Source organism: Spirosoma validum (assembly GCF_014699035.1).
GTDB lineage: Bacteria > Bacteroidota > Bacteroidia > Cytophagales > Spirosomataceae > Spirosoma > Spirosoma validum.
This window is the reverse complement of the sequence record NZ_JACXAA010000008.1, coordinates 28,767-51,968: the sequence shown is the minus strand read 5'-3', so window position 1 is coordinate 51,968 and position 23,202 is coordinate 28,767. Positions and strand designations below refer to the sequence as shown.

At 48.2% G+C, this 23,202-nt stretch carries 18 protein-coding genes; 8 read left to right on the top strand and 10 right to left on the bottom strand.

Annotated features, from left to right (window positions below; translation table 11 throughout):
- Positions 1-237 precede the first annotated feature (237 nt).
- Entirely contained in the window at positions 238-732 is a 495-nt protein-coding gene (locus tag IC230_RS20500; RefSeq protein WP_191040923.1) for a hypothetical protein, read from the bottom strand.
- Positions 733-1,477: 745 nt separating this feature from the next.
- On the opposite strand from IC230_RS20500, the gene IC230_RS20495 reads away from it, so the two are divergent.
- Positions 1,478-2,311: a helix-turn-helix domain-containing protein gene (locus tag IC230_RS20495; RefSeq protein WP_191040922.1), complete on the top strand. Its 834-nt coding sequence runs from the start codon at positions 1,478-1,480 to the stop codon at positions 2,309-2,311.
- 71 nt (positions 2,312-2,382) lie between these two features.
- Positions 2,383-2,889: an SgcJ/EcaC family oxidoreductase gene (locus tag IC230_RS20490; RefSeq protein ID WP_191040921.1), complete on the top strand. Its 507-nt coding sequence runs from the start codon at positions 2,383-2,385 to the stop codon at positions 2,887-2,889.
- 261 nt (positions 2,890-3,150) lie between these two features.
- Here the strand turns inward: IC230_RS20490 and IC230_RS20485 are convergent, their stop codons facing one another.
- Positions 3,151-6,240 (bottom strand): ligand-binding sensor domain-containing protein, encoded by a 3,090-nt coding sequence (locus IC230_RS20485; RefSeq protein WP_191040920.1) that lies wholly within the window; start codon positions 6,238-6,240, stop codon positions 3,151-3,153.
- The gene (locus tag IC230_RS20480; RefSeq protein ID WP_191040919.1) at positions 6,237-6,878 is read right to left on the bottom strand and encodes a response regulator; all 642 of its coding nucleotides are present in this window, start codon (positions 6,876-6,878) and stop codon (positions 6,237-6,239) included. Before IC230_RS20480 ends, IC230_RS20485 begins: the two co-directional genes overlap by 4 nt.
- Positions 6,879-7,891: 1,013 nt before the next feature.
- Between IC230_RS20480 and IC230_RS20475 the strand changes: the two genes are divergently transcribed.
- Positions 7,892-8,431, top strand: a complete 540-nt coding sequence (locus tag IC230_RS20475) for an RNA polymerase sigma factor (RefSeq protein ID WP_191040918.1) — start codon at positions 7,892-7,894, stop codon at positions 8,429-8,431.
- A gap of 448 nt (positions 8,432-8,879) precedes the next feature.
- Here IC230_RS20475 and IC230_RS20470 read toward each other — a convergent pair whose 3' ends face one another.
- From IC230_RS20470 to IC230_RS20445, 6 genes are all read right to left on the bottom strand, one after another.
- Positions 8,880-9,746, bottom strand: coding sequence for a DJ-1/PfpI family protein (locus tag IC230_RS20470; RefSeq protein WP_223860743.1), 867 nt, complete (start codon positions 9,744-9,746; stop codon positions 8,880-8,882).
- A gap of 10 nt (positions 9,747-9,756) precedes the next feature.
- Entirely contained in the window at positions 9,757-10,719 is a 963-nt protein-coding gene (locus tag IC230_RS20465; RefSeq protein WP_191040917.1) for a GlxA family transcriptional regulator, read from the bottom strand.
- Between the two features lie 570 nt (positions 10,720-11,289).
- Positions 11,290-12,486: a PQQ-dependent sugar dehydrogenase gene (locus tag IC230_RS20460; RefSeq protein WP_191040916.1), complete on the bottom strand. Its 1,197-nt coding sequence runs from the start codon at positions 12,484-12,486 to the stop codon at positions 11,290-11,292.
- 450 nt (positions 12,487-12,936) lie between these two features.
- Complete coding sequence (locus IC230_RS20455) at positions 12,937-14,826, bottom strand: NHL repeat-containing protein (protein WP_191040915.1); 1,890 nt, start codon at positions 14,824-14,826, stop codon at positions 12,937-12,939.
- A gap of 385 nt (positions 14,827-15,211) precedes the next feature.
- Positions 15,212-15,289 carry a hypothetical protein gene (locus IC230_RS34065; protein WP_262893176.1) on the bottom strand — a complete coding sequence of 26 codons (78 nt, stop codon included), beginning with the start codon at positions 15,287-15,289 and terminating at the stop codon, positions 15,212-15,214.
- Between the two features lie 164 nt (positions 15,290-15,453).
- Complete coding sequence (locus tag IC230_RS20445) at positions 15,454-15,804, bottom strand: winged helix-turn-helix transcriptional regulator (protein WP_191040914.1); 351 nt, start codon at positions 15,802-15,804, stop codon at positions 15,454-15,456.
- 67 nt (positions 15,805-15,871) lie between these two features.
- Between IC230_RS20445 and IC230_RS20440 the strand changes: the two genes are divergently transcribed.
- From IC230_RS20440 to IC230_RS20420, 5 genes are all read left to right on the top strand, one after another.
- A complete protein-coding gene (locus IC230_RS20440; protein ID WP_191040913.1) occupies positions 15,872-16,813 on the top strand; it encodes an NmrA/HSCARG family protein in 942 nt (313 codons plus the stop codon).
- A 149-nt stretch (positions 16,814-16,962) separates the two neighbouring features.
- Positions 16,963-17,295, top strand: a complete 333-nt coding sequence (locus tag IC230_RS20435) for a type II toxin-antitoxin system HigB family toxin (RefSeq protein WP_191040912.1) — start codon at positions 16,963-16,965, stop codon at positions 17,293-17,295.
- Position 17,296: 1 nt separating this feature from the next.
- On the top strand, positions 17,297-17,743 hold the full coding sequence (locus IC230_RS20430; RefSeq protein WP_191040911.1) for a helix-turn-helix domain-containing protein: 447 nt from the start codon (positions 17,297-17,299) through the stop codon (positions 17,741-17,743).
- A gap of 282 nt (positions 17,744-18,025) precedes the next feature.
- Positions 18,026-20,929 (top strand): hybrid sensor histidine kinase/response regulator transcription factor, encoded by a 2,904-nt coding sequence (locus tag IC230_RS20425; protein ID WP_191040910.1) that lies wholly within the window; start codon positions 18,026-18,028, stop codon positions 20,927-20,929.
- Positions 20,930-21,192: 263 nt separating this feature from the next.
- On the top strand, positions 21,193-21,795 hold the full coding sequence (locus IC230_RS20420) for a cupin domain-containing protein (RefSeq protein ID WP_191040909.1): 603 nt from the start codon (positions 21,193-21,195) through the stop codon (positions 21,793-21,795).
- Positions 21,796-22,049: 254 nt separating this feature from the next.
- On the opposite strand, the gene IC230_RS20415 is transcribed toward IC230_RS20420, so the two are convergent.
- Positions 22,050-22,904: an alpha/beta fold hydrolase gene (locus IC230_RS20415; protein WP_191040908.1), complete on the bottom strand. Its 855-nt coding sequence runs from the start codon at positions 22,902-22,904 to the stop codon at positions 22,050-22,052.
- Positions 22,905-23,202 lie beyond the last annotated feature (298 nt).

The window sequence follows — 23,202 nt, the reverse complement described above, 5'->3', positions numbered from 1 at the left end:
AGGCATGTGGCAAAGGTACTTTAAAAATGACAATAGGCTACGGTGACCTGAAAAAACTGTCAACCTGACAGCTTTAGTCAAGGGCAGGCCGATGGAGGAATAAACCACCAACATTACCTCGGGCAGGTTGCACGATCAACGACTCGATCCAAACAGCGGGGAAATAAAAAGGAATACCTACTACCAGCTAAACTAGGTAACCCACAAAAAAGCCCTGACTTAGCAGGGCTATTCTATTTATTCGGCCACTCTCTCCTGTTTGGGCTTTCGGCCTCGTGGCTTACCCGTGTAAGGTACTTTGGGTGTAGTAGCTTGGGGAGCCAACTTTAGCTCAAAGGCGGTTGTGCCTTCATAGCCGAATAGATGGATGGTGAAGTCATACTTCGTTTTCGAGAAATCAACCCCACTCTTTTTTAGAATGAACGGTAAGGCTAAGGTGAAGCTTTTCGCGGCTTTTTCGAAAGTAAACAATTCCTGGCCACCACCGGCTGGTACCAGATAAAGAGATTTGGCTTTTCGCTTCCCTTCAAGCATCCCTACTTTAAACGATGTATTATCCAGATCAACGCCTAAGTTGGCCACCGTCTTGGCGGGTAAAACCAGTTTACCGGTTGAGGAAACATAACCGGTCAAAACCACTTTGGTTGGCTTGGCCGTTTTTTCAGTTTTTGGTTTAGCTTGGCTATTCTCAGTCGGCGAGAAGAAATGGATATTGATATTGATTGCTTTCATTTAAGTTGTAGTAAAGACTATGTCAGAAGGCAAATTTACAGATAAAGTTGAGCGCCAATGGAATGGCATTCAAATAAGCTAAAAGTCAGTGCATAATCAGCTCTCATATTTTACAAATTGGAATACGCAGGCGGGCAGGTCTTGATAACTAGCGTTTTCGTGAACGAAAGCTCAAAAAACTATTTTTGCACTTTTTGTAGATAATAGAAACACACACTCGAGCTATTTAGGATAATATCTAATTGTATGATTCCTATGAGTCTAGAATAAACTTGGATAGTTTGGTACATGAATTCTTTCCATCAAAATTTGCTTGGCTATGACCTCTTACCAATTGTTTTACAAACTCATCTCATAAAACAAAATAAGTCGTTGGTTAATGAGACGGCAATTTAAGACAGCAACCATTTTCTAAGAACATCCATATCATCCTAAACAGGTTATCTCAGAAAAACGGGCGTTTGGCGAGATGGATTGTATACTGATGTACCCATAATCTTTCCTATATTCAACACGGCTAAGCACATTAATTGAACCATATACTATACAGGCTGCCGGTGCTCAACTCTGCTTGCGGTATAAACCTCCTGAATAAGATAAGTTTTTATATCGTCAACTAGGCAAGCTAGAAAACACCACAAAATACACTGTTCGCATTGTAAAAGGAGAGTGCCTCAATCAACAAGTTGCAGGTCGTGCTGGCAGATACTTATCATTACTGATTCGTATTCGAGGATATCACTTTATGATTGATAAACAATTATTCTTCGTGCCTCATCCGGCAATTAGCCATGTCGTCAATAATATCATGATTGGTCATGCGGTGACCGATGATGGCAAAACTAGTTTATCCTTTCCGTTTCCACCCTTACCTGAACATTCTATCTTATTTTATCCCTTTGACAGACCAAGAGTAGAAGACATCCTGACAAAACAAGTTCGATCACTTTATGCCTGTACTATCAGTGGACCTCAAACCGAACGTCATATTCTCTCCATTGGGCCTAATCACCTCATGATCAAGATCGGGCTTCAACCCGGAACGCTCTATCGCTTATTGCGACAATCGATGCAGGAAATGATCCAAATAGATTATGATGGTGAAGCCGTGTTTGGAAGCGTCGTTACCTCTATTTTGGACGCCTTAAGAAATACCACAGACTTCATGGAGATGAAAAAGTTGGCTGATGAATTTATGTTCACGCTACTCTCCAAAATTAGACAGCCTGTTTCTATCGATTACGTTATCCCTGAACTAATCAAGTACGGGGGCACCCTCAAGATTGATTATCTTGTCAAAAAGGCATGCATGAGCAACCGCCAGTTTGAACGAGCGTTTAAAGACCGAATGGGGGTTTCGCCAAAATTCTATAGTCGGTTGGTTCGATTTGGGAAGGCGTGGTTGCTCAAGGAAACGAATCCTCAACTCACCTGGACACAGGTAGCCTACGAATGCCATTATTTCGACCAGATGCACTTGATCCGAGATTTTAAAGTATTTGCCAATGCGAATCCCAAAGAAATCTCCGATGCGTTTGATAAGCAGTCCTTTCTGGCCGTGAAAGGCATATTTCACTAAGGTGAAAATGTCGTATTTGTACTAGTCAGCGAGCAGCCTGCCGAGCTAGTTTTGTCCTAAAAACAACTCGTATGAAACAGACTCTGTTCGTTTGTGTATTCACTTTTCTGACAACGGCGGTGTTAGCCCAAAGCCATGAAAAAGATGAAATGGCCATTAGGCATATTATCCAACAACAACAGACTGCCTGGAATAAGCATGATTGGGACGCCTTGAGCAGTTATTTTACGGATGATGGAACCTTGATCAATTTTGTCGGTGAAATTTGGAAAAGTAAACAAGAAATTCTTTCCCATTTCAAGTTGCTGGGTCCATGCTGCTTAGAGCCAACCTCCTTGCGATTTGACGTTAAACAAGTGCGGTTTCTAAGCTCTACTCTAGTCATTGTCTACACGGAAGAAACCCTTTTTGCTGACAAAGACTATACTGTACCCTTTCGCCAATACAAAAAAGGCGATACTGATTATAAATGGAGAGTTGATGTTTTTGAAAAGAGAAACGATGACTGGAAGATTGTCTCGATGCAGATGACCCTTATCAATCAATTAATTTCACCGCATAAATCATCTGATAAATAATACTATAAGCAACTACAAGCAGAGTTGTGCAACATTCACTCTCCTTTCACGAAACCCCTGTCATGTACGTTGTACTTAGATGCCCTTCGGGGCATTTATTTTACCCATCTTTTTCTAAGATGTACGTTCGTTTTTGTAAATTACTGATTGTCAGCAGAAATAAGCATTCAATTTCCTTAGCGTAATTCTTTACGGCAGCCGCGCTATCCCGTTTTTAAGAAAAAACCTAGCATGCCTAGGTGCCACTATCACTACTTGTCCCTACTCATAATTAAGGATTATTCGTACCTGGAGACCACCCTTATTTTCTAATTCCAGATCACCGTGAATCAGCGTAACCAGATGAAGAATCAGTTTATAGCCATAGCCTGCGTGATCATTAGTCAGTAGGTCTTCGCTGAAAGCATCCTGTATCTTCCCCAAAATAGGTTCGGCCATGCCAGGACCACTATCCGCTACTGTTATCACCAGATAATCCTTCCGGTTCCCTTCCACATAAAGCTGGATGAGCCCCGCTTCCGTATATTTAATGGAATTGTCAATCAGATTTCTCAAGATGGTAAATAGAATGTTTTCATCCGTATAGCAGATAACCTCCGTAGGATCGATGACCAATTTAATACCTTTATTGGTTGCGATACTGCCATACAGGTCATCAATTTTACCAAACACATCCGAGAGGCGGGTCAGCTGGTAATTCGGTTTAAGTCCTTCCTGTTGATACTTGACCCAGTCAAAAAAATTAACCGAGAAACTGTATACTTCGTTGATCCCTTCCCGTAGCAAATGTGATTTTCGTACGATAGCACTTGGTAAACCCACTTGCAGGGATAAATTGTCATCAAGCTCTTCAATCCCCATCTTTAGGGCGAAAAGGGGAGACTTCATATCGTGCAACAGCAGCTTGATAATATGATCTTTTTGGAGGAGGCTAGTTTGTAGACGGGCTTCGACGACTTGTAATCGCTCGACGGTTAGATTCAGATGCCTGAGCGATTCGTTCAACGCTCGGGTTCTTTCTCTAATTTTTTGATCCAAACTGGTCGTCTGGCGTTGGTAGTAGGTAATGGTATAGGTGAAGGCTGCCAGAACGCCAAGCAACATAAAGAGAGCAATCCCTAGTTTAAACCAGATGGTTTCATAATAATACGGCGCTATGTTAAAGGTATATTCGATTTGCGACTGAGGGTATCCCTTTATACGGATAAGCATAGTATAGTGTCCATAGCTATAATCCCGGATATAGATCGTTTCCCCGTAAGAAAAAGTGATCCATTGCCGGTCATGGCCAACGGCCTTCCGTTCGAAGCTCAATGTCTCTGCTTTGTTTAACCACGGCGTGCTGACTGAAATCTCCATAGCGTTATAATCCGGCGGTAACGTTACCTGGGTTAAATCCTTTACCAGCTTCCCATCTACCCGCACTTGGTCAATAAACACCTTTTTAGCACTCCGGTCGATTGGAAATGCATCTGGATTGAAAACGACTAACCCTTTTATCGTGGGCAGGGAAATGCGGCCATCGGCTAAATATACTTTATCTGGGTAAGCACCGCCGTTGAATTCATTGGTCAGCAAGCCGTCGCTTTTCGTGTAAAGTGTATAGGGTTCAATAGTACCTAAACCATGAAAAAAGTCGGTAATGGAGTGTCGTCGGGCACTCAGAAGCCCATTGTTGGTACTAAACCAAATTCGTCCCTGGTGGTCTTCAAAGATGCTGTTGATAACATTAAGGCGTTTGTTGGTATCGTTGGGTATGTGTTTCGCCCGCCCTGCTTTGAGCAAATAGATGCCATTATTGTAGGTGCCCAGCCAGATGTACCGGTCCTTGTCGACATAGATAGTGCGCACATTGATTCCGGAAAGGATGGGTTTGGCTTTGCCGGTCCGTAAACTGGCCCCTAAAAGCCCACGATTGGTCGCAATTAGCACACTATCGGCGTTTAAAAAAGTAAAGCCATAGATATACCGTTTTGCTTGCGCATGAAGTACCAGTACGCACTGAGGTTTATCCCGTTTAAGGGAATAGAGTTTGTTGCTGGTTGAGTAGTATAAGGTTGAGTCATAAGTTGACCGATTGAAACAATGAATATAATCGCCCATAAAGGAGACCAAACTATCCTGTCTGGTTACCATATTATATTTGCGCAGCCCAAAATTCATCTCATAATAATAGGTGTCCTGCTGAAGATAGGTAGACATAAAGGAATAGGGAGACGAAATCAGTTGCTGAATGACAGGAGCTCTATTTTTTTGATTAAAGGTAAACAGGGCACCGTTGGCTACAATCTGATTCGGCCCATACGTACTTTGGCCGTAAAACGAATTTTGCCGCCAGGTTCCGTTCGGTATACGCACGTGCTGGAACCGGTTGGGTCGGACTACCACTAAGCCGTCAATGGCACTCTGAAGATAATAAGTGCCCGATGGTTGGTCATAATATAGGTTGTTGGGTGTAAAATCCGCCAACCCCTCTAAGAGCAGCGTTGAGTAAATAGTTCGGTTCTTCAGCGTCAATTTATATAGTTTGCCTTGGCAAAATGCATAGGTTCCCGAAGCGGTACACAGTAGTGGACAGGGCGAATTAACCTGGTTGAGCTGATCGAAAAAGCCCCCTTGGGTCCTCAGTGATTGGACCTTGCCATCCGGATTAGTGTACTGAATGGCTACTTGATTAGACAAAATCATCGTCAATTTATCACCAAGGACGGTCACCGGATACTTCCCGATGCGTTTGTCTACGATACGGGTTATAGCACCGTTTGAGTTACCTATCCATAGGGAGTCTGGTTTTAGTAGATAAAACTGATGGTCATTTAGAATAAAGTAAACATCTGAAGCTAACGACAACGGCTTCTTTTTAATGAGATTGAAGAAGGATCGAGCAGGCTCATTGCTTATATCCACAAAAACCGGATAGTCACTAACGACATAATCGCCCTCTACCCATACGGGCCGCGTACCAAATCCAGTAAACTCTCTGATTTTATAAAACTGGTCGCCTTCAAAAGCGACCAGTATTTCCTTTTGTTTATTTTGCTTGATATAGGAGACCCGGGAGGAGGTAGGTGGTCGATCATACGCATCATAGAGGCGAAAATGAACCCCATCGTATTTAACTAGACCGTTTTCCGTACCGATCCAGCAGTAGCCTAGCTGATCGAAAGCAAGCCCCTTAATACTATTCTGAGGCAACCCATTTTCCGTAGTATACCTGGTTTTAGTAACCGTTTCGATGGTTGGCTGAGCTAAGCCCGGCAAGCAACTTATATGCACTATAACCAGCCAAACCCAAACCGACCGGACAGTGTGGAATTGGATCTGCAAACTATGATTCGATTTGATGTTCATTTTGGAGGGAGAGTATACAACCCATGTCGCAAGGCAAACACGATCAAATCAGCGGTCCGGTTCACCTTAAATTTTTTCATGATCTTTTTCAGATAGGTTTGTACGGTATGAGCGCTGAGCTCCATATTATGGGCGATCTCTTTGACGGTCATCCCAGCGCATATCTTTTTGAGTACCTCTTTTTCACGGGGTGACAAATAGAAGACGTGCTGCTCTTCGGTAATTATACTTTTGATCAGACTTTTCTGTAGGCTAGGACTGATAAATTCCTGCCCATTCATCACCTCCTGTATCGCTTCGGGTAGCTCCTTTAACGAGGCATCTTTGGCGATATAAGCATTGGCGCCACTTCGGAGCGCCTGTCGTATCGATTGGGCATCGGTTACCGAGGTCAGTATAATTACTTTGATGCGGTTGCCCGTTATCGTTCGTAGGGTTTGCAGTAAGTCTAGGCCGCTCATTTGCGGCATCAGTAAATCGGTAACCACAACATCAGGAAATCGGTCGGGACTGATGGTATCAATAAACGTGAGTGGATTATTGTAGACCCGCAACTGGGATTCGTCAAAGGTATCTCGCAGGGCCAAGGCGATGGCGTCTGTCAGTAACTTATGATCATCGACAATAACAATACGCATAGAAGATCGTGAATAGCAAAAAAGGATATAAACTATAGCCATATCGCCACCAATACTAACTCCTTTTAAGACTAACTTGTTGGATTGGCCCTAAATTGAGGGAAGGGGAACTAGCCTAAATTTAGGCTAGTTCCCCTTCCCTCAATTTAGGGCCAATTAGGCATCAAACTAGTGAATGTAAATCTCATTTTACTAATCCAACTTTGCTTCTTTTAAATATGGACATCAAGCGATGTATTGGGGTCCTGATAAGGCTACGTTTTCACACCCTCAACGATCGTGGGCTTAACGAGCGTCCTTACTTAATTGGCTCCAATTATTGACGGATTCACTTCATCAACTAAGCACCGATTGTGTTCAACGAGTAGGATATGCATTGGGAATGATAGGCTTGTTTAACCCAATCCTATATGATTTATAATAAGTCTAAACCCTGTATAATAGATATTTTCTATGATGCGTCAAACGTATAAATAGATTCATACTCTAAGTAAATACCCCGATTAATTGACAGTGCTTAAAAGTCAAATATCATGAAAAACCAATTGTTGTTCTTCGCTTTGTGTGTAGCCTGTTTGGCTTGCTTGACTGGTTACTGCTTTGCACTTATTGATTGGATACAGGATGCGAGAACAGGCGTTTATGAGCGTAAGCATTCTGAGGCATTTTACGAAACCTCAGCCTTGGTTTTCTATACTGTCTTTGGGCTTCGCTTTATAAATAGGCGAATAAATCTGTTTTAGCATAGATTAAACAGGTATATCATTCCCTATGCATTCAAGCAACCCTCATCACCCATCATGCCACTGCCAATGAACGTAGTTTCCTTAGGCTCTATCCACTAATAGTCAAATACGTATTAATACTGGCGACTATTGATCGATACTACATACTACGCTGATCATGAGCAAATTATTACCTATCCTGTGGATGAAACACTACAATTGCTTATTCGTAGCAATAACGTCATTACACCTAAATTATAAACCATTTTCGTCAATTTGCACACAAACATGCCTTTAAAGCCCCAACAACCGCTTCTAGTCCAACCACACATTATTAGCTTTGAAGCATTTTATAATCACTATCAACGTAGCGTATATCGACACTGCTTACGGATGGTCAAAGACAAGAATATCGCTCAAGACTATACGCATGATATTTTTATCATAGTTTTTGGGGCTTTGGCTTCGTTTCAGCACCGCTCGTCCTATTCCAGCTGGCTCTATTCAATTACCAATAACTACTGCATAGACCAGCTTCGTCTGGGCAAACGCTTACTAACAATTTCCTGGCAAGCTACTGAGTTGGGTCACGATCAAATTGAGGAGTCAGAGGCCCTATTGCAGGAGAAACGACTGCAGGCCGTTAATCAGGTTATGAAAACACTTTCGGTCGAGAGCCAGACCTTGCTTCGTTTGAAATATGAGGCGGGCATGACTATACAGGAATTGTCTGACTTACATGGCCTTGCTCCTAGTACAATCAAGATGCGCCTCAAGCGGAGTCGGGATTTAGTCAAGCGATTAGTACTTGAGGCAAAATTATTGTAAGCGGCTATTAACATTCGTATATAACTGATGGAGTTTGACAGAAAATATTTCTATCGGCAATTGAGCCGCTTCTGCGATTTCTCAATAAAGGCTCCCAACCTTGAAACAAAATAGGTTCAGGTTGTAGCCTATTTTCGGTTCTTTCAGGTGAAAAAGAGATTCCCAATCGCTAAATGAATGTCTACCGTGAATCCCCCTTTATTTAGTAACGCTGCTGGCAATAAACAATGAATTTGCCTACCCTCCCATTCAAAATGATTGGCGCAAAGCAACAGGCCATCAGGGACCTGAGATGACCTCGAGCGGTTTCATGGCCTATGTCCAACTGACAGCCAATGAGGTGACTCAGGGCCAGTTTCGGCCGGATCTCAGGGAGAGCATAGTAAATGACCTTCTGTCAAGGTTTCAAGCCATTATAATCCACGCCTGAGATACTCTTTAGCCATGGTTATTTATTCTCTACCGCGCCCTTATTCGATGGATTCACGATGAGGCCTTCCTCGGGCTTCCACTTATCATACTCCATGTAGCGAGCGGTTTGGTGGGCAATAGCCTGCCCTTTTAATTTGGCCACCACGTGCAGGGCACCATCAATACCGGCCGAAACGCCCGCCGTTGTGATAATTTGTCCGTTATCGACAAAGCGAGTATTGGCTAGAATCTTTGCGTTGGGTGTGGCTCGCTGAAGGGATTCAATGTAAGAATGAAAGGTAGTGGCCTGCTTGCCATCCAGCAGGCCTGCTTTGGCCAGTAGCCCGGCACCGGTACAAACCGATAGCATTACCTCGGCCTGAGTAGCTGTGTGTTTTATCCAGTCAATGAGTGGTTTATTCTCGATGAAGGGGCCAGTTTTGCCTCCCGGTAGAACCACAATGTCAGGCTTGGGGCAATCGGTCAGACTATAGGTTGGGATTATTTTAATGAATCCCTGACTGATGACCGGTTCTTTGGTCAACGAGACAGTGTAAACCGCGAACCCCTCTGTTGAAGCAAACACCTCACTGGGGCCAGCAAAGTCCAGAATCTCAACGCCATTATGAATAAAAATGGCTACATTCCGCTTTTTAGCTTGCGTTGAGTGTTGCGTCAGGGTGTCCATCAAGGGAGCGCTACGTTGCATAAAGGCCATACCGCTTTGTTGACAATGGCAGGGCTTTTGGTATCGCTCTACATGGTAGCCACTGCCGCAGGGTTCGCCGTAGTACGCCATCAGAGTTGCTTTCATCATCGATTTCTGTGCCCCAAGAGAATTAACGGCCATAACGAGCCAACTGGCAACAAATAAGTAAAAACGGACAGGAAGAATGAGGTTCATTCGAGTAGAGTTAAGTAAAGCTATAAGCGTTGGTGCTATTTTTGGATTCGTCTTTCTGCCAGATTCGGCGCAACTGGCGGGCATCCTGAAAGCCACACTGTTCGGCAATGGCCTCCATCGTCATTCCCGGATTGTGCCGTAGGGTACGAGCCCGTTCTAGCAGGAGCTGCGTAGTATAGTCATGAATGGATATACCCGTCTCTTTTCGAAACGTTCGGGTTAGGTTGCGACTACTCATTCCAGCTATTTCGGCTAGTGCTTCCAACGTGACCCTGGTTTTCAGATTAGCAATCAGCCAGTCCTGCAAGTGATGAATGGCCACATTCATGTGATTGCGGTAATCGAGGTAAATGCTTTTCTGGGAATGGTGGGGGCCGCGCCGTAGATACACGACCAACTCGCGAGCTATCTTTGCCGCAAACAGGGGCCCTTGCTGCTCTTCCAGAATGGCCAGCGCCAGGTCAATACCAGCTGTTATCCCTGCACTGGAATAGAGACCACCATCCTGGACGAATAATTGATCGTGCAGGGTAACGACCCGTGGATAGGTCGTTTGCAGTTCTTCCACGCGCTTCCAGTGGGTGGTGCATTTTCGGCCATTCAGCAGGCCCGTCTGGGCTACTAAAAATGCGCCAGTACAGACCGAGCATATAATAACGCCCTGTCGGTGCTGCTCACGGAGCCAGTTTAGAAAATCGTACTCCGCTTTAAATTCTTCAGACCGAATATAAGCCATGTCCATGCCGGGGATAACGATCAGATCGCCGGGTTGAGGGATCACCTGGGTAAAAGGTTGGACAGGCCCTAAAGCCAGGCCCGCTGAGCTGGTAAGCTGATTTTGGAACGAGCAGTACCGTAATTGATACGGAGCCCCATACTCAACAGCTTCGTAAAAGACCTGAACGGGTCCGGTCAGATCCAACACGTGGACAAAAGGCGGTACAACAAAGATGACTTGTTGAGTGAGAGCCATAGTCTAGTAGAGTGAGGCCGTAAAAGTAGGGGATATTCGCCGTTCATTCGAGCCAACCATCGGACATTTTGGGCCAAAACAAAGAGGCTTTCTTGACTTTAGACTAGCTAAGCGTAATCCACTCGATTGAGCAAGTCGTTGATTGGTAGTGGATGGTAATTGCGGTGCAGATCTTTCTTAATCGATGAATTTCTGGCTGTTTTCTACTCCTCTGTCACCTAAAACCAGTCTCACTTTTCCCTGATTTCAATGGTACAGGCCACCCTGCTGAATTTGGAGTTCAAAGGCCCCCCAGAGGCTTACATCGATTGATAGCGGGCCGCCGGGCGATTTTAGCTGACATACGAGTTAAAGCATCTCGGCAGGGCCTGCCCTGGTAGTGCGGTTGCTCATATTTGTGAGTTATCCAAGATAGAAGTCCGGCTAAGGCTATCTTAAAATAATAGCACTGAGCATAGCTAAAGGCATACGGTTACTAGATAAATAAACTTTGTTGTCGGAATTATAGACAGTAGAGCCGAGATAGCGTCGAAGCGGGTGATACTTCGCTGCTATCTCGGCCCCCTTAGCTTACTTGCCCGAATACGCTACCCGGTAAATTACCCCGTTGGCATCGTCGGTGATCAGCAACGACCCATCGGTATGCTGCGCAATGCCACACACCCGGCCAAACTGTTCCTTGTTGCCGTTGACTAACCAGCCCGTCACAAAATCTTCGATGCCCGTGGCTCGGCCTTGCTCATCAAAACGCACTCGCACCACTTTGTAGCCCGACGGTTTGGCCCGGTTCCAGGAGCCGTGCATGGTCACGAAAGCGTCGTTCTGGTATTGGTTCGGAAAACTGCGGCCCCTATTGAAAACCATGCCCAAAGGAGCAGCGTGGGCATCGTACAACTGAACGGGCTTCGTCGTTTTTGAGGCATACTGTTTGGGCGTTTCGCCGGCTGGTTGCGGGTGGGGAGGCAGCTTCCCATTGGCATATACGTAAGGCCAGCCGTAGTCGGCCCCTTCTTTAATTTCGTTGAGTTCTTCCCGCTGATCTTCGTCCCCCAGCCAGTCGATGCCGTGATCGAATCCCCACAGTGCCTTTGTGACGGGGTGCCAGCCAAACCCGATGGTATTGCGAAGGCCTTTGGCATATACCCGGCGCCCCGAGCCATCGGTATTGATCTGAAGCAGGGTGGCCGCTTCTTTATTGCGCTCGTCGCAGGCATTGCAGGTGCTGCCCGCTGACAGGTACAGCTTCCCATCAAGACTAAAATTGATCGTGCGGTTCGGATGTTGCCCCGCGTCGGGCAGATCGTTGTAAAGGGTTTTTAAGTCGCTCAGGGAGCCATCGGGTTTGATGTCGGCTACGTACAATTCCCGAATGGAGGTTATGTAGAGCTTACCGTCGCGCAGGGCCAGCCCGTGCAGGTCAGCTTTCTGAGCCACGTCTTTAACCAGTTCGGCCTTGCCGTCTTTGTTCGCATCACGCACCAGCATAACGGTTCCTTTCGTGCGGTCCGACACGTACACGTCGCCGTTGGAGGCCACTACCAGCATGCGCGGGTTACCCGTATTTTCGGCAAACGTGGTGACGCTAAAACCGGCGGGGGCTTTCAGTTGCGCTACGCGCTCAGTTGTGGCATCAACCTGCTGGGGCTTGAATACGTTGACGGAGTAGCCGTCTTTGACTGTGTTCTGATAATCGTTCTGGGCGCTGGATGGCAGTGCCCCCAGCAAAGCGGCTGCGCTGAAGAGTAACGAAATGGATTGTTGTCTCATAGGTTGATTAAGTATCGCCAACAGATTGTTCACTGAAAGCAATCTCCTAACCACCTGTTAATTCGACTTGTTTTGAGGCAATTATTCTCATTCATGCTGCTGTTTATCAGTAGCTGCCCAACCCCTCTTTAACCTCCTTTTTTATCTAATGGGCGTGGCTCCGGGTCGTCGACGGTCGGCCGTTGCCGTGCAGTTGCAAACGAGCAAACGTAGTCAAGTTGGTTTAGTCAATTAGCTATGCCAACCCAATTTTGCCTCTCAAAATGGGCGTTTAATAAGACAGGAACCCCCAGTTTGTACTCCTCAACTCTTGAAGCGGACAGAGAAACTAGGTCAGCGCTTTGGCCTATCAGGGGAACAAAGACCCAAAGCTTAATTACCAACTAGGCTCACGTTGGGTCTCGGGTTGGCCGTTTTGTTCGCTAGGCGCTGAAATCGGTAGTAACATCCCTACGGCTGAAAATACTCCAGCCGATCCGCATCGGTGTTGTTGGTGGCCTTCTGCTCGCCCCCGCTCCCCCCCACCAGCGTACCGCTGATGGCCAGGCTGCCCGTACTGCCCACCCCGCTGAAGCGGCCCGTCAAGCCCACGCTCAGCAGGCCGCCCCCGCTGATCACCTGCTGACTGCTCAGCGTGTAGTAGCCCCCCGAGGGACCGCTCAGGCTCCAGGCGCTGTTGCTCACCGGACGACCACCCACTGAGGTGGCACTGGCCGGCAGGCTCAAGCTGAGTCCGGCCTGCTGACTGATCTTCAAGCTGAGGGGGCCGCTGGTGGCCACCCCGTTCAGCTCTACTAAGTCCACCACCACACTGACCGGAGTGGTCGCGTTAACGATGGTGGGCCGGGCATAGAGCAAAGGCGTCAGATCAGGACCTAGCAGCTGGTCGACCGTTACCGAAGCTGTATTGAAGCAGCCATTGGCACCGGCACCGATGACTAAATACGGTCCGGGTGAAGTTACCGTGGCCGTGGGGCCGTTCCCCACCTGGCTAGCGCCCGGACTAAACTGGTAAGTAGCCGCCCCCGAAGCGGTCAGGGTGACGCTGGGGTTAGCCGCGCTCAGCGGACCACTGGCCACCAGCCGAACCGTGGGTCGGGGGAGCACCAGCGGGGAGAACCCCTCGGAGCTGGTGGATAGTCCGTTACTACTGGTGACCATCACGTAGTAGCTCAAATCGGGACGCCCAGTGACGCTCAGGGTGGGGCTGGTCTGGCCCGACAGGGGCCCACTGCTGGAGTACCACCGGTAGCTCAGGCTCAGACCCGGATAGGTGGAAATGGCACCCACCTGAGCCGTCACGCTCGAGCCTGCGCAGACGGCCGGGCCAGCCTCGGGCTGGCTGGTGATCAGGGGCGGGTAGGCATACTTTTGCACCCGGTAGTTAAAGCGTTCAACGACAAACAAATTGCTTTGGGCATCGACAAAGATGCCCGCTGGACTAGTCAGGGCTTGTCCGTTCCCCCCCGCCACGACCACCCCCGCGGTGGCTGAGGTGGAATTGGGGGGGTAAACCAGAACCTGGGAAAAAGAACAGACGGCCAGATTGCCCGCCCCGTCGACAAACACCCCTACTGGCTGGTTTAGTTGGTTGGCCGCGACCGTTACCCCGGTGCTGGCCTGGGTGGAGTTGGGAGGAAATTTCTGCACCCGGTTATTGACATAATCACTTACCAACAGATTGCCCGCCCCGTCGACAAACACCCCTACTGGCTGGTTTAGCTGGGTAGGGGCTGCGCCCTGTCCATTGCCCCCGGCCACGGTCACCCCAGGGGTAGCCGAGTTGGAGTTGGGGGGGTATTTGAGCACCCGGTGGTTGTAGAAATCACTCACAAACAGATAACCTGCCCCGTCCACAAACACGCACTGCGGATAATCAAGCTGGGTAGCGGCCGCCCCCCGCCCATTGCCCCCGGCGACGGTCACCCCGGGGGTGGCTGAGTTGGCGTTTGGGGGAAATTTCTGCACTCGGTTATTAAAGGAATCCGCCACGTAGAGATTCCCCGCCCCATCCACAAATATCCCCGATGGCTGAACTAGCTGAGTAGCGCCTGCGCCCTGTCCATTGCCCCCGGCCACGGTCACCCCGGGGGTGGCCGAGTTGGCGTTGGGGGGAAATTTCTGCACCCGGTTATTGGAATAATCCCCCACATACAGATTGCCGGCTGCGTCAAGCCACACCCCGTAGGGTAGGCTAAGCTGAGTGGGTGCTGCGCCATACCCATTGCCCCCTGCCACGGTGGTGATCACCTGAGCCAGGGTGAGGCTGCTACAGTAGAGCCACAGGACCAAGCCCAGTCCGAGCGGCACCGCTCGTTTTGTCGAGGTAAATAAAGTCATTCGATTGTCTGATTGGTAGTGAAAACGAGTCAACGCTGCTCCCCTGAGCAACGCTTGAAACAAGTCGAGGTAAGTTGGTTCAGCCGGACAGATGCCCACTTAAAGGTAAGCAGGATAGTGATGCACTCCCCAAAAATGGTGAGCGTGCGGTCATGCTGAGTGCCAATGGCGGGATTGGGGTGTGTTTTGGGCTAACACTGGAGGCCGCACCGCCCGGAAACCGTTGTTGAATTATTCTCAACAAACCCTCCAACATGAGACCAGTAGGAGTTTACGTATCAATAAATAGGGCGTTTCAAGAGATGGATAATATACCCTTACTCGTCGGAGAAAATTTTGTTCTGGTGGTTAAACCACCAATCCTTCATGGCATAGATCAAGGGCGTTAACGTGTCGGCGTATACACTACCTTCTCGGGGTAATCTCCTACGATGGCTCGCTTAACGAGCTTATGCGCTTCCAACTCTTTAAGTTTCTTCGCCAGTACCTCGTAATGCTAGGAATACTGTACTGAATATCAATGAACCGATTATTGCCGGTGGATACCAATATAATTATGGGCATTTGCCATTAATCACCTCGAAGAGAAGTCAAATTCGCCGTGCTGGTGGCAGTGATGCCAACCCCTTACTCTTCCCGAATCCGGTCATGGTGGTTTTTACCCCAGGCAATCATTTCCAGAATCATGGTCTGCAAGGTATCGCAATACGAAGAAGTCGTGTACTCTACGGTGGGGGGCGAGGTATCATACACCTTCCGCACCACCAGCTTGTTCTGTTCCAGGGCCTTGAGTTCCATCGATAAGACTTTGGTGGTGATACCCTGCACGCTCCGCTGGATGTCGCGGAAGCGGCTGTTGCCTTGGTGAACAGCGACCAGGATGGGGAGCTTCCACTTTCCGTTGACTACGTAGAGGGTATCCTGAAGATGGCGTATTTGCTGGGCAACGGCGGCTTTGTCCGGTTGTATATCTGGCATCCTTTAGGTAACTGGCATCTTTTGTAAACCAGCTCGGCGTAAATTTACAGAAAATTAACCGACGAACATGAATCCGATTCAGAAACCAGTCATCCTGGTCGCGGGTGCCGCCGGCCTCCAGGGTGGGGCCGTCATTAAGGCCTTATTGGCGAAAGGTGATGTCGCCATACGCGCCATTGTGCGCGATAAGAACAGCGAAGCCTCCCAAGCCTTAACGGCCAAAAATATCAAGCTGGTCGAAACCACGTTCGACGACTTGGCAGGGTTGACCAAGGCGGCACAAGGGGCGACCGGGGTCTTCTCCGTACAAATGGGTAGCCACCCCGGCAATAAGGGGCAGGAAACCCGGCATGCTATCAATTTAGTTTCGGCTGCCAAGGCGGCTGGCGTGCAGCAGTTCGTGCATACCTCGGTGGCGCGGGCCGGGGAGCAAGAACACTTTGTCGACTGGGACAAAGGCCGCTGGGAACCGTTGTATTGGCAGGAGAAAGCCGCAGCTATCGAGGCCGTGAAAGCCGCGGGCTTCCCCTACTGGACCATCCTGAAGCCTCCGTATTTAATGGAGAATCTGCTCCCCCCCCGGGATGCCGTCATGTTCCCTATGATGGCCCAAGGCAAGCTGAACACGCCCATCGCCCCGGACACCAAAGTCGATTGGTTAACGGGGGAGGATATTGGCCGCTTTGCCGCTGAAGCCTTTACCCAGCCGGAGAAATTCAACCAGAAAGAACTGTCGCTGGTGGGGGATAAACTCACGATGGCCGAGGTGGCTGAAGCGCTTTCGGCCGTTACCGGCAAACGTTTTGAAGCTACCAGTCTCACCGAGGAGGAAGCGATTTCAAGCGGTTTGTTTAACTGGGGAATCGAGCCCTATATCTGGCAGAACGTAGAAGGCTATAAAATTGACCCCCAGCAGGCTTCCGGTTACGGCATCCAACCCGAATCGCTGAAGGCCTTTCTGGAGCGCCATAAATCATTCCTGCAAGCCCGATTTGCGGGTTTAGCCTAAGTCAAGGTCAGCGATGCATGATCGTTTGTGTAAGACAGATATTAAAAAATCACTGTATTATATAAACGCTCCTACTTGAGACAGCTTCTTATGAATGCATCTTGAAAGTTCACAAAATGTGAACTTTTTTCGTATCTTTACAGTAGCTTATGAAAGTTCATCTGATCAGAAAGGAGACGATTGAGGCTTACGCCGAGAAGAATGCGCGCAGTAAAAGTTCGTTTAAGGTTTGGCTCACCGTAGTCAAGTTTGCCAATTGGCAGACACCGGAATCGATTAAAGAGACATTTGGGGCCGCCGATTTGCTGGGCAATGGCACCAACCGGGTCGTATTTGATATTGGTGGTAATAACTATAGGATGATCTGCAAATATGCCTTTGGCAAGAACCAGGTTCATCTCTTTGTTTGCTGGATAGGAACCCATGCCCAGTATGATAAGCTTTGTAAGCACAACGAACAATATACCGTAAATCACTACTAAGATGGAAGCACTTAGATATAAAGTAATCAAATCTGAGAAACAATACAGTGACTACTGTACTGCTTTAGAGACACTAGTAACTGGAGACGATCAAGGAGAAAATACGCAAGATGAAATTGAGTTGCTCACTTACCTGATTGAAAAGTGGGATGCCGAACATAATTCCTTCCAGGATGTAGACCCCATTGAATTACTCACAGCCCTGATGAGCGAGAAGTCGCTTAAAGCCAAAGATTTGACCCAGATCTTGGGCGTCAGTAAAAGTCTGGTTTCGGATATTCTGCATTATAAGAAAGGATTGTCTAAAGAGATCATCAGGACACTTTCTGGCTACTTTAGTGTTTCCCAAGAAGCATTTAACCGGCCCTATAAATTGAAGGTGCCAGAAAATAGCCATTTGAAAAATGCCAGTGTTATGAACACTCGAAAAAACCTGCAACTGGCTTAGTATCAATTTTAGGATTGCATGTAGCTACGATAGGTGTGAAGCTTTACTGGAATTAATCTGCCCATCTCACTATATGCAATCTAGCCGTTTAAGAATGAGTGTTCCTTAAATGGGGCGTTTGGTGAGATGGCCGAAATTAGTAAACTTGCTTTTGCCCTTTTTCATTTGTTGGAATGATAAGTCCTGAACAGTTGGACTTCTTTGCCAGGGCGTAAAAGTTTAGTATCTTGATCCTAAAACAGGAGGCTTTGGTAACAAATGTAGTCTTGGCAGGATCGTTACATGAAAACTAATGGCTTCGTTTTGCTCCTTCTAGGCCTGCTGATTACCCAAAGTTGGGCGCAAAACCAAGCCGATATCGTTAGAGTCTTACCACCCGAAGGACTTACTCTCCAGAAAGGCTGGCGGTTTCAGGCCGGTGACAATGCCCAGTGGGCTAAGCCCGACTTCTCCGATCAGAGCTGGCCAATCATCGAACTAACCCGCGACATCAACGACCCTTCCTCCCTGAATACCGCCAGTATAGGCTGGTTACGACTGCGATTTTCGACGGATAGTACCTGGCTGCGGGAACCCTTGGCCCTGCTCATTCAGCAATCCGGGGCCTCCGAAATCTATCTCAATGGTCAACTCTTGCACCAATGGGGAGCAGTGAGCGCTGATCCAAAAAAGGTGATCGCGTTTGATCCTCTTTGGAAACCCATCCCCTTACCCCTCCGTAAAACCGATGAACAGGTACTGGCCATCCGCTTGGCCTTCCAGCCCGGCATTCACTATACGACCCTGTTTGAAAATCAGAATACAGCCTTCTGGATTCAGGTCAAAACGCAGGCATCCGCCGACGCTTTTTATCAGCAGTACCTGGTCTTTGTGGAACGCTTTCATGTGTTCATGATCGGTGTGTGTTGCATGTTGGCCATCCTTCACCTAGCCTTTTACCGATTCGATCCCAGCCAAAAGGCCAACCTCTACTTCGGCCTGTGGGCCATTCTGTTAATACCAGCCAATGTGTTGCAGCGAAACCTACAGGTGGCTACCCCGTGGGTAGCCGACAAATTCTATGTGGCCAATCTGTCGTTTAGCCTCGGTCAGATCGGTAGCCTATTGATGCTGCTGGCACTTTACCACTTGCTGGACCAACGCAAAGACAAGCTTTTTTGGGGATTGGTCATCTGGGAACTCGTTGGGCTAGGGCTTAGCGCCGGGTTCTATGGATGGGGCTGGCTAGTGGGTGGGGTCTTGCCTTTTACCCTATGCCAGCTGACTATTATCCGAATTACCTGGCTGGCCATTCGTCGACAGAAAAAAGGAGCCTGGATCATTGGGGTGGGCGTGATCGGTTACGTAATATTCTTTACGGCCTTTCTATGGCCCGGTGTATGGAGTGACGACTTGTTTAATCTCGCCCTTGAAACCCGCCGGAGAGTCTTCTTTAGTCTGGCCATGCTGAGTATTCCGGTGGGCACCTCCATTTACCTGGGGCTTGATTTTGCCTTGCTGAGTCGAGCTCTTGAGCAACAGTTGACCGAAGTCAACGCGCTCACCCGGCAAACGTTGATTCAGGAAAGGCAAACCCAGGCGTTGCAGGAGATGGATACCCTTAAATCACGCTTCTTTGCCAACCTCTCTCATGAATTCCGCACGCCACTCTCGATCATCAAAGGATCGATCGAAAAGCTGCAACAACAGGATGAGCAGGAGAGCAAACGCCGATCCGATTACCAGCTCATCGACCGTAGCGCCGGGCGGCTGCTACACCTGATCAATCAACTGTTGGATCTTTCGCGCCTGGAAGCCGGTAAGCTGGAATTGCATCCGCAGCCCGGCGAGCTAACGGGGTTTCTCCAGCAACTAGCCGCATCGTTTACGGCTCTGTTCGAAAGTAAGCGCATCACCTACCACTACACCGTTTCGCTGCAACCCGTTTGGGTACTAATGGACAGCGACAAACTGGAGCAGATGATTTCCAACCTCCTGGTCAACGCCAATAAATTTACCCCGGATAGCGGTCAGGTGCGGTTTTCAGCCTCGGTTGAACCCTTGCAAACCGGTACTTGCGAGCTACAACTCATCGTTGAGGACACGGGCATTGGTATTGCCGAGGACCACCTTTCCCACATCTTCGATCGCTTTTACCAGATCGATGACTCGGCCACTCGATCCTACGAAGGCACGGGCATTGGGCTAGCGCTGGTGGCTGAACTCGTTGAACTACACGGTGGGCAAATTCGGGTAGACAGTACGTTAGGCAGCGGCACGAGGTTCCACCTACAGCTTCCCTTGGAAATCGTTCCGACGGGATCCGTTTCTACTCAGGAAACTAATGGATCTGCGCGCCCCTTTTCAGTGCCTGAGGTTATGTCTGTGAACACCATGGCGGAAACCCTTCAAACCCATAAGCGGTCGAGCCATTCAGGGCATCTATTGATCGTGGAAGACCATAGAGACCTGAGACTGTTCTTGGTTGATCAATTGTCGAAAACCTATGTTGTGTCAGCGGAAGAAAACGGTCTGGCTGGCTACCAAACCGCGCTAAAAACGAGCCCCGATCTGATCATCTCGGATATAATGATGCCCGGCCTGGATGGTATACATCTCTGTGAGCGACTGAAAACCGATGAGCGAACCAGTCATATTCCCATTATTCTATTGACAGCAAGAGCCGACCCTGACAGCAAAATCAAGGGCCTCGAAACGGGAGCTGATGACTATTTGTACAAGCCCTTTGGTCTGGATGAGTTACTGGTCCGGGTCCGCAGCCTGCTGGAAAGTCGAAAAAAGCTCCGGGAGCGGTTTAGTCGGCAACTCATCTTACAACCCATTGAGCTTGTAATCACCTCACTCGATGAGCAGTTTCTGCGCAAAGCCCTCGCGGTCACCGAAGCCAATCTGGCTAATGCCAGCTTTGATGTCGCCCTGTTCAGCCGGGAATTGGGGTTGAGTCGACCCCAACTGCACCGCAAACTGACGGCTCTAACCGATCAGTCACCCAATGAATTCATCCGTGCCATCCGTCTGCAACGGGCCGCTGCCCTGCTCGGCCAACAACAGGGGAACGTGGCCGAAGTGGCCTATCAGGTGGGGTTCAGCAGTCCAAACTATTTTACCAAGTGCTTCCGAAATGCCTATGGGCAAACACCGACCGAATACGCCCAGCGACGTGCTGTTTCCACCAAAGAACCGTAATCCCTCAGTGCTCTTTGCCCAACCCGGTCGGCCTGCGGTTTCTTACCCGGTTAATAGCAAAATCCGTTCATTTTTCTACAAAATTGGTGCATGATACGCCTGGTGTAAAGGCTGACGCGAAACTGCTGATTCAACACACGCCGGGTGACTATGTTTGTGACCGTCGACCGGGGCTATCTATAAAAGTCCCTACAGCCCAATTCCAGCTAGCTACCTACCAGGGTATCTCAACTGTCCATTGTTTATCAAATAAACACGATTCTATGAAACGTACCGAGTTTCTAACCGGAGTGATTGGCGGCTTTTCGCTCCTACACATGCCTGCCTTTGGGTCTACGTATGCAGACCCTGCCATGCCTTTTTATATTCCGCCCAAACCGGCTTTGACGCCTGGTCCTGGAAATTCAGACATCCGCACAATTATTCATGCCAAACAGACGGGCAATCAATTTTCCAATGTGGAAGTAGCCATGGCCCCCAACCAAATGGGCCCATCCCCTCATGTACATAAAGAATTAGACGAACTGATGTATGTGTTAGAGGGCACAGCGACGGTCCTGATTGGCAAGGAAATCTATGAAGTACAAGCCGGTGGCTGGAACTTTCGCCCACATGGTATCATACATGCGATTTGGAATGCCTCGGATAAACCGTTACGCTTTATTGACAATTTCTTTCATCAAAACTTTGAGGATTATTTGGAGGAGCTCATTCATCAAATCGTCCCGGATATGATCCGCCGAAAGCTGACTCCGAGCAGCCCGGAGATTGCCAGCCGGGTAGCCGCCCTGGATAAAAAATTTGGGGTAACCTGGTATCATGATCAACGGCAGGCCATTGTAGACAAATACAAACTGCAAGGCTGAGGTGAATTGAGCAGTAAAGCGTGTTCATTCTCACAAAAGGCTCCCAACTGAGACGAGGTGGTATCAATAATTCGGGCGTTAAAAAAGCCTATAAACCAGCACGAATCTAGTCGAAAAAGCCTCAAATGAAGTCGTATCACTAACCGACTTGCCTTCGATGCGAGTAACCTGTCATCAAGTAGCCTTCGGTCCTTAACGCATACGCTTCACACTTGTCGTGATAGCCTAGTTGTACGTATTCTTCTCTAAAAATACTACTTCCTGTCCCAGTCACCTTGGAGGAACTCTACAACCCTTCGGACAAACTCATCTTGATTACCTGGTACAGCAAACGGCACATGACCACCGTTGGGAACAACCCATAAATGAGCTTTTGGAATGTTTTGGTACATGTCCCACGCATTTGACACGGGCGCAATAGGATCATTATCGCCGTGAATAATCAACGCCTTCGCCTTTATGGTTGATAATATATCCGCCGTAAAAGAAGGATCGCCATAGACGTTTCTGAAATTCCAGAATTGTCGGGCAAGCAATGTCCCTTTTTGGTTTCCGTGTGTGTTTAGCAGCGCTTCCAATGGCAGGATTGGATTTTTTTCCGGTCCACCTAATCCTGTTATAACCTTTCGTGTGGTAGTGGAATAGTAAACCTGCCCGCCTACAACGACGATCTTTTTAGCTAATTGCGGGCGTAGGGTTGCTATGTATAGGGTGATAAAACCGCCCGAACTAGCTCCCAATACATGAACCGAATCGATATGTAACAAATCTAAAAGTCCAAGGATATACTCGGCTGCTTTTTTGTGTAAATACACGTCTGTGGTGTCCATATAATCCGACCTGCCGTGGCCGGGTATATCAAGGGCAATTACGCGAAAGTATTTAGAAAGTTGGGGCGTAAAGGGTTGCCAATCAGAAGCGGTTCTTCCGAATCCACTCATCAGTAAAAGCGGCATTCCGTTTCCGGTTTCTTCATAATAAAGCTTTAGACCCTTTACTGTAGCGAATCTTCCATTAGGGGCTACTGGTACCTGCGCCTGTATAGCTACCTGGTAGAAAAGAGCTAACACAAACCAAATCAGGAAGCAGGCATCAAAACGTTTTGTCATGATAGCGGGTTTTTATTCGTATAGACTGGTCAAGTAGTCTACTCACCAGGTTAGTCGTGACGGCCTCATACGGTTGGCATGCCGGGCAATGAGCGTTCATTTTGCCTTTCTTTTCATCTATATATGGGTATAAGGCAATGACTGTCTGTCCGGCCTCTTTGCACGGACTAGGTTTACAATGTCCTTGGCCGGACTGTTTACCGTAAAGTCATTCGCCCTTATAGTAAAAAGTGTCACCGTGTCGTATTGAACGATAATAGGATACCACAAACCTCAGTTTAGTTCCCATTGATTTGGG

Excerpts from the sequence above, each read along its gene's own strand:
- IC230_RS20435 (WP_191040912.1), top strand. The coding sequence starts at position 16,963 with ATGAAAGTTCATCTGATCAGAAAGGAGACGATTGAGGCTTACGCCGAG.
- IC230_RS20440 (WP_191040913.1), top strand. The coding sequence starts at position 15,872 with ATGAATCCGATTCAGAAACCAGTCATCCTGGTCGCGGGTGCCGCCGGC.
- IC230_RS20425 (WP_191040910.1), top strand. The coding sequence starts at position 18,026 with ATGAAAACTAATGGCTTCGTTTTGCTCCTTCTAGGCCTGCTGATTACC.
- IC230_RS20445 (WP_191040914.1), bottom strand. The coding sequence starts at position 15,804 with ATGCCAGATATACAACCGGACAAAGCCGCCGTTGCCCAGCAAATACGC.
- IC230_RS20465 (WP_191040917.1), bottom strand. The coding sequence starts at position 10,719 with ATGGCTCTCACTCAACAAGTCATCTTTGTTGTACCGCCTTTTGTCCAC.
- IC230_RS20415 (WP_191040908.1), bottom strand. The coding sequence starts at position 22,904 with ATGACAAAACGTTTTGATGCCTGCTTCCTGATTTGGTTTGTGTTAGCT.
- IC230_RS20485 (WP_191040920.1), bottom strand. The coding sequence starts at position 6,240 with ATGAACATCAAATCGAATCATAGTTTGCAGATCCAATTCCACACTGTC.
- IC230_RS20470 (WP_223860743.1), bottom strand. The coding sequence starts at position 9,746 with ATGAACCTCATTCTTCCTGTCCGTTTTTACTTATTTGTTGCCAGTTGG.
- IC230_RS20460 (WP_191040916.1), bottom strand. The coding sequence starts at position 12,486 with ATGAGACAACAATCCATTTCGTTACTCTTCAGCGCAGCCGCTTTGCTG.
- IC230_RS20475 (WP_191040918.1), top strand. The coding sequence starts at position 7,892 with ATGCCTTTAAAGCCCCAACAACCGCTTCTAGTCCAACCACACATTATT.
- IC230_RS20430 (WP_191040911.1), top strand. The coding sequence starts at position 17,297 with ATGGAAGCACTTAGATATAAAGTAATCAAATCTGAGAAACAATACAGT.
- IC230_RS20490 (WP_191040921.1), top strand. The coding sequence starts at position 2,383 with ATGAAACAGACTCTGTTCGTTTGTGTATTCACTTTTCTGACAACGGCG.
- IC230_RS20480 (WP_191040919.1), bottom strand. The coding sequence starts at position 6,878 with ATGCGTATTGTTATTGTCGATGATCATAAGTTACTGACAGACGCCATC.
- IC230_RS20500 (WP_191040923.1), bottom strand. The coding sequence starts at position 732 with ATGAAAGCAATCAATATCAATATCCATTTCTTCTCGCCGACTGAGAAT.
- IC230_RS20420 (WP_191040909.1), top strand. The coding sequence starts at position 21,193 with ATGAAACGTACCGAGTTTCTAACCGGAGTGATTGGCGGCTTTTCGCTC.
- IC230_RS20495 (WP_191040922.1), top strand. The coding sequence starts at position 1,478 with ATGATTGATAAACAATTATTCTTCGTGCCTCATCCGGCAATTAGCCAT.
- IC230_RS20455 (WP_191040915.1), bottom strand. The coding sequence starts at position 14,826 with ATGACTTTATTTACCTCGACAAAACGAGCGGTGCCGCTCGGACTGGGC.